We start from the raw sequence: 13,039 nt of genomic DNA, 5'->3' as shown, positions 1-13,039 counted from the left end.
AGTCCGGCGAACGGCGCATAAATTTTCCCGAAATCGACCTTCGGCTTCCTTTTTAGGGGCGATGTCACACCTTGTCACGCCGGTTTTTCCGCAATCCCCTTCATGTGGGCGTACATTTCTGCCCAGAGCCAGAAAAATTCTATTAACCTAAACTCAAAACTCATGAAGAGATTTTTACTCATTTTTCTCTTTGGTGTGAGCGGCTGGGGACTGAGTGCCCAGACGCTGACCTTCACATCGCCCGCGGGGCTGGAGGAACCCTTCGAAGTTTCGGCGGGTACGCATGTGACTGTGACGTACAAGAACAATTCGGCTCCGACGGGATTTTTTACCCACACCAGCCAGCCCGACTTGTCGAATCCCTATCAGCTCGACACCAGCTGGAAACAATTTTCCAATTTCACCGACAACGGCGATGGCACCTCAAGCTTCAGCCTCACCGTGACCACCCCGGTTTTTGTGTGGGGAGGCACCAAAATGTCCTTCACCGGCATGTGGCTGTTTTCAAACGTCATCGGTGTCGACATTCTGTCGAGCGTGAAAGTCAACGCGGCCGATGGATTTCTCTGCGCTGCTCCCGACACCGAGTTGCTTTCGGTGACAGGCAGCTACACGTCCTACCAGTGGTTTTTAAATAACGAACCGATCGCCGGTGCCACCGCCGCGACGTACCCGGCAACCGAAGCCGGCCAATACAAAGTGCAGGTTCCGGTGGCGGGTCAGTCGGTGTTTTCAAACACCGTGCGTGTGAAGTCGGCCGCCGTTTCATTCACGGGAAGTCTTGTCGGAAAAACGCTTACGCTGAAAGCCGCCGACGGCATGTCGTCCTACCAATGGCTGAGCGGCAGCACGCCGGGGGCACTAACACCCATGGCCTCTTCCACATCGGCCACCAAAGTGGTTACGCTCACAGGCACCAACGTATACTATGCCGTGCAGGCTGTTCGCGCGGGATGCACGGTTACCTCGGAAGCACGCCCCGCCAGCACCGTGGTGTTTCAGAAACCGGTGATTTCGGTGGATGCTCCGCCGGTGAATGGCTCCGGAAAAATTTGCTCCGGGTCGGTCATCACCCTGTCGGCGTCCGATCAGTTTGCCAGCTATGACTGGCTGCAGGATGGCAAGTCGTATGCCAGCGGTTGGAACTCGATACAGCTCTACACCGAATCCGGATTCTTTAGCCTGGCGGTAACGGTTGCCGAGTGGCCCGAGGTCGCTATCCTGTCAGACGAAACGGAAGTGGAGCACTTGTCGCCAAAACAACCTGAACTGAGCGGCATTGAAAGTGGTGGCTATTGCCCCGGCGAAAACGCAACGTTGACGCTGCTGGATGTTGGCTATGACTACACCTGGTATAAACACAAAGACTACAACTATACCGAAGACGACAAAGTGACGGTTGACGGCGCGTCGTATGTGTTTCCGGTAGACGGCAACATGCACGTTACGGTGGTGGCACACTACCTCGGCTGCGAGTCGTCTACCACGGTCGACCTGAAAGGTTTTAGCGATGCCACACTGTATCCGGAACTGAGCGACTACACCAAAACATTTTTGTGCCCGGGCACCACCGTCGACATTTTGTTTCCGTCGGATGTGGTTGGAGACTATGAGAATTTTCAATGGTATAAATTATCGGGCACAACCTACAAGCCCATCAGCGGAAAAACATCGTCGACCCTCACCGTTACCGCAGCCGGCGATTACCGGGTGAAGGCAACGCCCATTGGCTGCGCCGATCTGGAAATCACGTCGGCGTCGGTGGTGATCCAGGACAATGCCGACCGCACGTTCTATATCGACTACGACAAGGCCACGGCCTGTATAGGCGAAGAAGTGACGCTTTCGGTTTCGTCGGAATGGATCAACGTGCAGTGGCTGGAAAAGAAAATCGTGTTTGGCGAATCGTCGCCCTACACGGAAACCTATGTGCCCATCAGCGGCGCGGGCACCGGCAACACGCTGAAAGTATCGAAGTTCACCGGCTACCAGGTGAAGGCGCGTCACGAGTCATGCCCCGGCGGATTGAAGTCTACCAGCGAAACATTTGAGCTGTTGCCTACGGTCAATCCCAACATCAAACCCGATCCCGACCACGCCGTGCATCGCTGGCACAAGGCATCCTACGATTCCATTGCCAACTACCTCTATTGCGATGAGGCCGACCTCACGCTTACACTACCCGCCGGATACACATCCTACAAATGGTATAAGTCAACCTACAACGGCGATGACAACTATGTGCAGGGTTCGCTGGTGGAAAACGTGAACGGCAGCCGCCTGTCTATTCTTGCAGCAGGCGCCGTGTGGTACACCGCCGAAGTGGAACTCGATGGCTGCAAAGGCCTGTCCGACCCGGTATTGATTGATACGTATGTGCACAGCTCACCCGCCGTGGAGAGCCGCGACAATGCCGAGCTCTGCCACGTGGGCGATTCCACATTGCTGAACAATGCGTTCAATGGCAACTGGGCAAAGTTTGAATGGTACAGAGATGGCGAACTTGTTCCCGACAGCGACAACGACAGCCTCTATGCCAAAGAACCCGGAGGTTATATTCTGAAAGCTTTCCCCGAAGAATGTCCTACCATCGGCTATTCATCGGGTGTGCCGGTGCCGGTAACACGCTATCCGAAAGCAACCATTGCCGAAAACGACACGGTGCTCTATGCACTGCCCCTGCAAGGGTTCTACGAATTCCAATGGTACTACAACGGCACGGCCATCGACAACGAAGAGCTGCCCTGGGTTTTGCATAAAAACAAAATGAAGTCGGGATCTTACACGGTCGACGTCACCAATCCGAAAGGGTGCTCGTCAACATCCGATCCGTATGTGTGGGTGGTGACGGGTGTGGAAGACGGCTTCCGAAATGAACTGGCCGTCTATCCCAATCCAACCCACGACGTGTTCACCATCCGGGGTTTGGATGGGCACAGTGTTCAGGGTGTGAACCTCTACACCGCGCAAGGTTTTCGGGTACAGCATGTGAGTGCCCCGAAGAGTTGGCAGTTCGATCTGTCGGCACAGGCTCCGGGTATTTATGTTGTGGAGGTTGTCTTTGTCGACGGCACCCGCAAGCAGGCGAAAATACTCCGACACTAAACAAGACATTCCCGGTTGGGTATTACCTGTACCTGACCGGGAAATGTTTTTGACGACGATCAAAATAATCTCTTACGCTTTTATCCTTACCATCATGAATGTCATTTCACGACTGCATATATACTTCCTGTTTATAGTCGCCGGAATCATGTCCTCCGCTTGCGGCAGCGACGATGCCGACGAACCTTCTGTGGAAGAACAACAACTTGCCCGGCTTTCAAAAACATGGGTCATCAAAAGTGCTTCGCAGGATGGCGATCGCACGGCCGACTTCAAGTCGCCCGACCTCACCCTGAACGTGTCGGGCACCTTCAACAAAACCACGCCGAAAGGTCCCTATGCCTACGCGGTCTCCGGCAAACTTCCCACACCCAGTCCGTGGTCTGCACAACCCGGCTTGTGGACGTTTGCCACCGACACCAACGATGTGCTGGTGCGCGACGACGGCGTTCGCATTCGCTATGTGCTGGCCGACAAAACCCTGACGCTCACCTTCACCTGCGCCACGTGCAATGAAGACAACGGAAGGACCAATTCGGCCGAAGGCGACTGGACGTTTGTGTTCACTGCCCCGTAAAAAAAAACGTCGCGCATGCCGTCGAGTTTGTCGCCCCGTATGTGGGGCGATCGAAGATCCTTTTTAAGTACCCTAACCTATTATTGACATGAATACAAAACAATACAGCCACGAAAGGTCGTGGCGCGTATGGAGAAACGCCGGAATGGTTTTTCTGATGACCCTGCTCTTGCTGGCGTCTGAAGCCTTCGGCACAACACCATACGAACAAGTAATCAGCATACACGGAAAAGTTACCTCGGCCACCGACAAGCAAGGTCTGCCGGGAGTGAGTGTTTCCGTGAAAGGAACAACACAAGGCGCCATCACCGATGTGCAGGGAAACTATCAGCTGCAGGCCGATGAAAATGCCACGCTCATCTTTTCCTTCATCGGCTACACCACTACGGAAGTGATCGCCGCAGGCCGCACAACCATTGACGTGGTGCTGGAAGAAGACGTGAAGCGGCTGGATGAAGTGACCGTGGTGTCGAATGGCTACCAGGAAGTGGACAAGCGTTTGTTCACGGGCGCCGTGGTGAACCTGGCGGCGGCCGATGTGAAAACCGCCGGCGCCACCGATGTGAGCCGCATGCTGCAAGGAAAAGCGGCGGGCGTGTCGGTGCAGAACGTGTCGGGCACATTTGGAGCCGCACCCAAAATCCGCATTCGCGGCGCAACGTCCATCAACGGCGACAACAAGCCGCTGTGGGTAGTCGATGGCGTAGTGCTGGAAGACGTGGTGAATGTGTCGGCCGATCAGCTGACCACCGGCGATCCCACAACACTCATCGGCTCATCGGTGGCCGGTCTTAACTCCGACGACATCGAGAGCTTCACCATTTTGAAAGATGCATCGGCCACGGCCTTGTATGGTGCGCGGGCCAAAGATGGTGTGATTGTGATCAAGACAAAAAAGGGAAAAGTGGGACAACCTGTGGTGACCTACACCGGAAATTTTTCTTCGTATCTCAAACCATCATACGACAACTACAACATTCTCAATTCGTCGGACCAGATGGCGGTGTATGGTGAGATGGAACGCAAGGGTTGGCTCAATCACTCCGACGTGTCGCGCAGCCCCAGCGGTGGTGTGTACCGGAAGATGTATGACCTGATCAACACATCCTACAACACCAACGACGGCTCCTTTGGATTGGAGAATACCCCCGAAGCCCGTGCAGCATTTTTGCATCGTTATGCGCAGGCCAATACCGACTGGTTTGATGTGCTGTTCAAAAATTCGTTTGTTCAGGAACATTCGTTGGGCGTGTCGTCGGGAACGGAAGCATCGCAATTGTATTTCTCGACCAGCTATTACAACGACAACGGCTGGACCATTGCCGACAACGTGAAGCGCTACACCATCAACGCGCGCGGAACGTTCAAGCTGTCGGAGAAATTATCGCTGGGCATCCTGGCGACAGGCTCCACCCGAACCCAGCGCGTGCCCGGCACTGTGGCCCGCGAAACCAACGCCGTGGAAGGTGCCTACTCGCGCGATTTCGACATCAATCCGTTTGGCTATGCACTCAACACCAGTCGCGTGCTCACACCCTATGACGAAAACGGCAACCGCGAATATTTCACCCGGAACTATGCCCCGTTCAACATCCTGAACGAGATCGACAAGAACTACATCAACCTGAACCAGCTCGATCTGAAAATTCAGGGCGAGGTGGGCTACAAGATCACCAAGTCGTTGAAATATGATTTCATCGGTTCGGTGCGTCGTGTCACCACCGGCACCGAACACAGTGTGGCCGAGGGTTCGAACATGGCCGAAGCCTATCGCGCGGCCAACTCGCAGGTGGTGAAACAAGGCAACAAGTTTCTCTACTACAATCCCGACTTCCCCAATGCCGACCCTGTGATTGTGTTGCCCGAAGGCGGCTTCTACAACCGCGTAGACGACCAGATGAACAGCTACTACTTCAAGAATCAGCTCAGCTGGACACACACGGTCAACAGCATTCACACCATCAACGCGGTGGCAGGGCAGGAGATTCGTTCTGTGGATCGCCGCAATGCATTCAACAACGGCTATGGCTTTCAGTTCAGCAAAGGCGGGGTGCCGTTCACAGACTATCGCATCATTAAACAATTGCTCGAAGGCAACTTCAACTACTTCGGCATGGGCAACACCTACGACCGTTATGCCAGCTTCTATGGCTCCGGCAACTATGCCTACCGTGGCAAGTACATTCTGAACGTGGTGGGGCGCCTCGATGGGTCGAATCGTCTGGGAGAATCGCGCACCGCGCGCTGGCTGCCAACTTGGAACGTGAGCGGCGCCTGGAACATCGACTCCGAACCGTTTATGGAATCGTATCGCTTTGTAGATTACCTGACGTTGCGCGGAGGCTATGGTCTGACAGCCAACGCCGGCAATGCCACAAACTCGTCGGTTGTGTTTCGCAGCGGCACGTCGCCACGGCCCTATCTCTATGAAAACGAATCGCAGATCGCCATCGAGAGCCTGGAGAACGCCGACCTCACGTGGGAGAAACAATACGAAGCCAACATCGGCGTGAACACCAGCGTGTTCAACAAACTCTCCATCACGTTTGATTATTATCGTCGGAATCAATTCGACCTCATCGGCATTGTGAAAACTTCGGGCATTGGCGGCGAGGCGTATAAAGCCGTGAACTATGCCGACATGAAATCGCACGGTATCGACCTTTCGCTGGGCGCACCCATCTTTCAACACAACGGAATCGGGTGGTCTACCAACTTCATCTTCAGCACCAACAAGAGCGAGATCACAAAGTTGAAGAACGAGCCGCGCATCGTGAACCTCGTGTTTCCCGAAGGCGGCGCCATGGAAGGCTACCCCGTGCGGGGATTGTTCTCGGTAGACTTCACGCGACTCGATCCGAAAACCGGCGTGCCGTTGTTCATCAACCAGGACGGCGTGGAAAGTTCGGATGTGTACCTGCAAAGTCTGTCCACCCAACACCTGAAGTATGAAGGCGCCGTCGACCCAACATTCTCGGGAGGCTGGACCAACATCTTCAAGTACAAAGCGTTTACGCTGAATGTGTTTCTCACCTACCAGGGTGGCAACAAGATCAGGCTCAACCCTGCATTCAAAACATCCTATTCCGACCTGGATGCCATGCCACGCGAATTTCTGGATCGCTGGGCGATGCGCGGCGACGAGCAACACACCAACGTGCCCGCCATTGCCGATGTGTTGACGGCCTACTCGCTGGGGTCGACCTACCCCTACAACACCTACAACTATTCGTCGGCGCGCGTGGTGGACGGCACCTTTGTGCGGCTGCGCACGGTGTCGCTTGCCTACAACCTGCCCACGAAAATGCTGGGCACTACGGGAATAAAAACGGCATCGCTCACACTCACGGGCACCAACCTGTGGCTTGTCTATGCCGACAAAAAACTCTATGGCCAGGACCCTGAATTTTTTAGCGCCGGGGGTGTGGCCATGCCAGTAGCAAAACAAATCACCGCGTCTGTGAAGTTGAGTTTCTAACCTGAAGATGTTTATGAAAAAATATACAATAACATTACTGATCGTCACACTGCTGCTCGCGGCAGGATGTGACGACTTTCTCTCGAAAGTTCCCGACAACCGTGCGACCCTTGATTCGCAGGAGAAGTTGTCGGAGCTGCTGGTCACGGCCTATCCGAAAGGAAACTACATGGCGTTCTGTGAAGCCATGAGCGACAACGTGGAAGACAATGCCAGTGGCAGCCAGTCGCCGGTGAACACCGACCCCTACTTCTGGCGCGATGGCACATCGACCAACCAAGACTCGCCCGAAAATTACTGGAACGAATGCTACACGGCCATCGCCGCAGCAAACCATGTTCTTGAGTTTATCGATTCGGCTCCCGACGCAGCAAACTTTGCTGCACAAAAAGGAGAAGCCCTGGTGGCCCGCGCCTATTCGCACTTCATGCTGGTGACGCTGTTTGCAAAGACGTATACCGGCACGGGCTCCGACGCCGCGAACCCCGGCATTCCCTATGTGACTGATCCCGAAAAACAATCATTCAAAGAATATGATCGCGGCACGGTGAAAGACGTCTACGAAAAAATCGAGAAAGATCTGGTGGAAGGTTTGCCACTCATCAACGATCAGGTCTACAGCGCAGGCACACAAGGCACGGGCGTACCGAAATATCACTTCACACAGACGGCGGCACACGCTTTTGCATCACGCTTCTATTTGTTCAAGCGCGACTATCAGAAAGTGGTGGATCATGCCAACGCGGTTTTTCCGGATGGAGATTTCTATTCGCACTTGCGTCCCTGGAACACAACATACTCCACCTACACGGCGGCCGATCTTTCGCTCAACTATACCAACTCGACCGAAGCGGCCAACCTGTTGTTGGGCGAAACGTCGTCGTTGTGGGCGCGTTCATTCCTGGGCTATCGCTATTCCACAGGCGCGCCAAAATTGCGCGAGATGTATAACACCAACCCTTCGGGAAGACAGTATGCCTTCAGTGTGTTCTATAACTCCACGGGCGTGTATTTCATCTATAAATTCAAGGAGCACTTTGTGCAGACCGGCGTCAACTCCACCACGGGGTTTCCCTACACCATCGTGCCCATGTTCACGGCCGAAGAGGTGTTGTTTAACCGTGCCGAGGCCTACCTCATGCTGAACAACTACACCAAATCGCTTGACGATCTAAACACGTGGATCAGCACACGCGTGGTGAACTACCGCAGCATCGACGGCTTGTGGATGGAAAAACTGTTTGACTATTATCCCGACAAGTCCACGTCGCGCGAGGTGGTGTTATCGGCCATCCTGGATTTTAAACGCATCGAATTTTTGCACGAAGGCCAGCGCTGGTTTGATATCCTGCGCCACAAGATTGTGGTGACGCACACGGTGAAGAACGAGGCCGACATCGTGTTGAAAGCCGACGATGCACGCCGGGTGTTGCAGATTCCCCGCGAGGCGGTTTCCACCGGCGGACTTCAACCTAATCCACGCTAAGACAATTAAAATCGCAAAGACATGAAGCATATACATAAAAATAGTGTGCTGGCCCTGTTGATGGTTTTTCTCACCGTCACGGCGTGCCACGATGCCTACAATGACAATCCCGCGTCGGATGGTGAATACGTTGGCGGCCCCAACGCCAAGACACCGCTTGACAACTGGCTGAACGAAAACTTCACACAGCCCTACAACATCGAAGTGAAATACCGACAGGACGCATCCGAACTGGATCTGTTCAAAACGCTGGTGCCGCCCGATCAAACCAAAGTGAAGGATGTGATGGAAGTGGTGAAGAGCATTTGGATAGACACCTATGCCGGTCTGGCCGGTGATGCGTTCATCAAAAAATATTGTCCGAAACAATTTGTGATGGTGGGCAGCCCCAGCTACAACTTCGACGGCTCCATCACGCTGGGCACAGCCGAAGGCGGACGCAAGGTGGTGCTGTATGTGGTGAACAGCTTTTTGAAAACCGATCGTTATGCAGTGACGGAGATGACGCACGTGATCGAACACGAGTTCACGCACATTTTGAATCAGCAGATAACCTATCCTGCAGAGTTGAAAGAAGTTTCGGCGGGCAAGTATACCGCCAACTGGAATACCATATCGGTGAGCCAGGCGCGTCAACTGGGATTTATCACCAACTATGCCATGGTGTCGCCCGACGAAGACATTGCCGAAATGGTGTCTATGATGCTGGTGATGGGCCGCGAGGGCTATGAGCGCATGCTGAGCTGCGAAACTACCAATGATGGCTACACCGCGCTGCGCAAGAAAGAAAAGATTATCGTGGACTATTTCCGCAAGGCGTTTAACATCGACCTCTACGAGCTTCAGACGAACGTGCAGGCGGCTATTGAAGCCGTGGCACCGTCGAACGGTGGAGGCGGGGGCTCGGTGCCCGATCCGTTGCTCGATGTGTGGGGTTATAACAAAACATACACCACCATGAACTTCGACCTCATGACCATGCCCGAGTCGAACGAGCTCATTGCTCGCTACGTGGCCGACAACGATGTGCTTCATGCGAACAACTTTGCCATGGACTACAACTTCAAGGTGTCGTTCTATGACACGGATTTGCTGATGCTCACGCTGTATTATTACAACATCAAGTCGGAGGTGCGCGTGTATAAGGAAGCAAACTTTGTGTTTCGCGCCACCGATCCCTTCGATGAAGGCGTGTTGCAGTTCTTCCGTCTCAGTGAAGATGCCAACGCTGACTATCTGGTGAACGACCTTGGTGCCACGGCGCTGTATTCCTATTTCAACAACACATTCTATCCCGACTACCTCGAGATGTGCTCGGGCGAATTTCTTCCGGCACTGTTTCCGGTGGAATCGCCGTCAAGCTATTGCGTGGGAGAGTTGAGCAACTAAAATCAAAGCACGATGAAGAACAAGATTCAGATATTCTTTGCCGCCGCAGCATGGGTGTTGACCGTGCTGGTGACGGGCTGTGACAACAACTACGATCGCGTATTCAACGAGTCGACAGACGCGCGCACACAAGCGGCCGTGAACGAGCAAACAGCGTTGCTCACATCAGCACCGAATGGCTGGAAGGCCTCGCTGCTGACGGGTTCGGGCATTCGCTACTTTTATTATTTCAACTTCAATGCCGATGGCACCGTGAGCATGCTGTCGGATTTTAACGAGACCACCGCGGGCACACCCAAGTCGAGTTTGTGGACGGTGAAGACGTTGCAAACCACCACGCTGAGTTTCACCACCTACTCCTACATTCATCTTCCGGCCGATCCCACCGGCGGTGTGAATGGCGGCACCGATGGGGAAGGCCGCATTTCGGATTCCGAGTTTGCTTTTGCAGGCACCGTGGGCGATAGCCTTGTGCTGGAGGGTATTCAACGCGGCTCGCGCATCACGTTTCTGAAAGCCACGGCAGCCGAACAGGCGCTGGTGTTGGGTGGACGCATCAAAGACATTCTGCACTATGGCACGGCAAACAAGGCCCTGAAACTTTCGTTGTCGAAAGACAAGGCCATCACGTTTGCCTTCAATGCCAACGCCAAGTCGCTCACTGCCCAATACGTTTCCGACGATGGAACGGCTGTGGTGAACAACAAAGTGTCGTATGTGATTTCGATGGACGGCCTGGTGCTGAGTCAACCCATCAAGACCAATGCCGGCAGTGTGCAGTCGTTCCTGTGGGATGCCGACAACAGTCGCTACTATGCCGAAATTGACGGCGCGCGCAAAAGCGTGGACGTGCTCACCGATCCCTATTTCTTCAAACCCAGTATTCTCTTTTCATCCTACATCGGCACCGACTACCTGGCTGTGCGCATCCCCTTTGATGCGGGAAGCAATCCACTGCCTGGTCAATCCACAAACTTCACAGGCCTTTGGAACACGGCGGCTGAGAGTCTTCAGTCCGGACAATACAACCTCACACTGTCCGACATCTTTGTGATATTCGACAAGCCCGGCAAAAAAATGTATGTGGTGGTGACGGTGAGCCGCGGTCAGGATTTGTTCCTTTGCCAATATAACTACAGCTATGCCATCAATGCTTCCGGAAAATTCAAGTTCACCTATACCGGGGCAGACGAAAACGGCGATGCGATTGCCAACGACATGGTGATGATTTTGCAGCACTTCGACAACGAAACATTTGCCGGCGAATATGTGGGTGGTGGTGTGGAATTGTTGGGAGGATTTTTTAGTCAGGAGAGTCCCGAGTTTTCATTCACCGGATATCTCACCAATTAAGACGCAACACTGTCTGTTCACGAAACGGACAAAACGATAGCAAAGATTTAGGTTAATGGAAGAGCCCGTCGCATGGCATGTTGCTGTGGACGGGTTTCTTTTTTTTTAGGACGTGAACTCCAGCGCGCGGCGCAGGCTTTCGGTTGACAAGGGTTTGGTGAGATACAACGAAGCGCCCATGTCTTTGGCTTTGTGTATGTCGCTTGGATTTTCGGAAGAGCTCAGCACAATGATGTTCACATTTTCTTTTTCGTGCCCTAAAAACCGAAACGCTTCCAGAAAACCGAAGCCGTCCATGATGGGCATGTTGAGATCGAGCAGGATCAGGTCGGGGAACGGTGCGGTTTCTTCACTGCACGTGTTGAGATAGTCGATGGCCTGTTTGCCATTCATGGCTGTGTGAATGTCGCTGGCAATGCCCGCCTGCCGCAGCATCTGTGTGTTGATGAAGTTGAAAACTTTGTCATCGTCTACTAGCAAAACATTTTTCATGGCAGCGGGGGTAATGTTTGAACGATGGAGAATAGAAAAAAAACCTGGCACACTTCCGGTCTGGGGAAGGCAGCAGGTTTAGATCATATAAGGTAGTATAATAATCGGAACGGCACAAACAAAAGCCAACAGCGGAAGTTTCAGGACTTGGATGGACGTTTTCTGCCTGTTTTTCCGGATTCCGATAGCGTGAGACGTTGCGGAGTTTGACTCTGGCATCAACAGGACCGCGCTCCGAATGTCGGAATAGACCTTCATTCTGTCTCGATCACACCGCCCGTAGCAACACGCCGGCACCTACTTTTGTTTCTATCACCAATCCAAAAAAGCGATGCTCAAAAATAAGAATGCCGTGTTCTATGGCGCCGGAGGCTCGGTTGCGGGCGCTGTGGCAAAAGTTTTTGCAAACGCAGGGGCCACTGTGTTTCTGACGGGGCCCCGCCTCGACAAGATTGAATCACTGGCTGCCGAAATTGTTCGCGCAGGAGGGAAAGCTGAAGTTGCCATAGTGGACGCACTGAACGAAGATGCTGTGAACACCCACATGGATGGATTACTAAAACAGTTCGGTCATGTGGACGTGTCGTTCAACCTCATTGGCGTGCAGGACGTGCAAAACATTCTGCTTGTCGACATGCCGCGCGAGGATTTTGCGCGTCCGTTGCGCATCGCCATGGAGTCGCAGTTCACCACCATGACGGCCGCCGGGCGCGCCATGATGAAACAACAATCGGGCGTCATTCTTTCGCTGACGGCGACACCCGGGGGCGTGGGTTATCCGAAGGTGGGTGGCTTTGGCCCGGTGTGCAACGCCATCGAAGGTTTGTCGCGCAGCATGGCCGTTGAGCTTGGTCCTTATGGCGTGCGCGTGGTGAACATCCGGTCGGCAGGCTCGCCCGACTCGCGCCCGTTTGTGGAAGCGTTGCAGCATGGTGGTGCAGAGACCCGGGAGTTCATGGAAAAGCTCAGAGAAGACACGATGTTGAAAACGCTTCCGCTAATGGCCGACATCGCCAACACGGCCTTGTTCCTTGCCTCGCCCATGGCCGGGAAAATTACAGGCATCACCCTCGACGTCACCTGCGGCACCACGAGCGGACTGAACTATAAAACACCGATCATTCCCTTTGGGTAGGACGTTTATTTCAACCGGACTTTC

Annotated in this window: 8 protein-coding genes; 7 read left to right on the top strand and 1 reads right to left on the bottom strand. The window is 53.7% G+C overall.

What is annotated here, in order from left to right; all coding sequences use genetic code 11:
• Positions 1 to 162 precede the first annotated feature (162 nt).
• The 6 genes from JI741_RS04275 (at position 163) to JI741_RS04250 (ending at position 11,388) form a co-directional block, all read left to right on the top strand.
• Complete coding sequence (locus tag JI741_RS04275) at positions 163 to 3,105, top strand: T9SS type A sorting domain-containing protein (protein ID WP_202007702.1); 2,943 nt, start codon at positions 163 to 165, stop codon at positions 3,103 to 3,105.
• A gap of 148 nt (positions 3,106 to 3,253) precedes the next feature.
• Positions 3,254 to 3,682: a hypothetical protein gene (locus tag JI741_RS04270; RefSeq protein ID WP_202007700.1), complete on the top strand. Its 429-nt coding sequence runs from the start codon at positions 3,254 to 3,256 to the stop codon at positions 3,680 to 3,682.
• Positions 3,683 to 3,770: 88 nt separating this feature from the next.
• Complete coding sequence (locus JI741_RS04265; RefSeq protein WP_202007698.1) at positions 3,771 to 7,160, top strand: SusC/RagA family TonB-linked outer membrane protein; 3,390 nt, start codon at positions 3,771 to 3,773, stop codon at positions 7,158 to 7,160.
• A 13-nt stretch (positions 7,161 to 7,173) separates the two neighbouring features.
• Positions 7,174 to 8,646: a RagB/SusD family nutrient uptake outer membrane protein gene (locus JI741_RS04260; protein ID WP_202007696.1), complete on the top strand. Its 1,473-nt coding sequence runs from the start codon at positions 7,174 to 7,176 to the stop codon at positions 8,644 to 8,646.
• A 21-nt stretch (positions 8,647 to 8,667) separates the two neighbouring features.
• The gene (locus JI741_RS04255; protein WP_202007694.1) at positions 8,668 to 10,035 is read left to right on the top strand and encodes a zinc-binding metallopeptidase; all 1,368 of its coding nucleotides are present in this window, start codon (positions 8,668 to 8,670) and stop codon (positions 10,033 to 10,035) included.
• Positions 10,036 to 10,047: 12 nt separating this feature from the next.
• Positions 10,048 to 11,388, top strand: coding sequence for a DUF4302 domain-containing protein (locus JI741_RS04250; RefSeq protein WP_202007692.1), 1,341 nt, complete (start codon positions 10,048 to 10,050; stop codon positions 11,386 to 11,388).
• A gap of 105 nt (positions 11,389 to 11,493) precedes the next feature.
• Here the strand turns inward: JI741_RS04250 and JI741_RS04245 are convergent, their stop codons facing one another.
• Entirely contained in the window at positions 11,494 to 11,880 is a 387-nt protein-coding gene (locus JI741_RS04245) for a response regulator (RefSeq protein WP_202007690.1), read from the bottom strand.
• Positions 11,881 to 12,211: 331 nt separating this feature from the next.
• Here JI741_RS04245 and JI741_RS04240 point away from each other — a divergent pair, with 331 nt between their 5' ends.
• Positions 12,212 to 13,015, top strand: coding sequence for an SDR family NAD(P)-dependent oxidoreductase (locus JI741_RS04240; RefSeq protein WP_202007688.1), 804 nt, complete (start codon positions 12,212 to 12,214; stop codon positions 13,013 to 13,015).
• Positions 13,016 to 13,039 lie beyond the last annotated feature (24 nt).

The organism is Chryseolinea lacunae (genome assembly GCF_016735595.1).
Classification (GTDB): Bacteria; Bacteroidota; Bacteroidia; order Cytophagales; family Cyclobacteriaceae; genus Chryseolinea; species Chryseolinea lacunae.
The sequence above is the reverse complement of the archived record's forward strand: the minus strand, read 5'-3'. Positions and strand labels throughout refer to the sequence as shown.

Bases quoted from the DNA above. Each gene is read 5' to 3' on its own strand.
- JI741_RS04275 (WP_202007702.1), top strand. From the start codon at position 163: ATGAAGAGATTTTTACTCATTTTTCTCTTTGGTGTGAGCGGCTGGGGA.
- JI741_RS04270 (WP_202007700.1), top strand. From the start codon at position 3,254: ATGTCCTCCGCTTGCGGCAGCGACGATGCCGACGAACCTTCTGTGGAA.
- JI741_RS04265 (WP_202007698.1), top strand. From the start codon at position 3,771: ATGAATACAAAACAATACAGCCACGAAAGGTCGTGGCGCGTATGGAGA.
- JI741_RS04260 (WP_202007696.1), top strand. From the start codon at position 7,174: ATGAAAAAATATACAATAACATTACTGATCGTCACACTGCTGCTCGCG.
- JI741_RS04255 (WP_202007694.1), top strand. From the start codon at position 8,668: ATGAAGCATATACATAAAAATAGTGTGCTGGCCCTGTTGATGGTTTTT.
- JI741_RS04250 (WP_202007692.1), top strand. From the start codon at position 10,048: ATGAAGAACAAGATTCAGATATTCTTTGCCGCCGCAGCATGGGTGTTG.
- JI741_RS04245 (WP_202007690.1), bottom strand. From the start codon at position 11,880: ATGAAAAATGTTTTGCTAGTAGACGATGACAAAGTTTTCAACTTCATC.
- JI741_RS04240 (WP_202007688.1), top strand. From the start codon at position 12,212: ATGCTCAAAAATAAGAATGCCGTGTTCTATGGCGCCGGAGGCTCGGTT.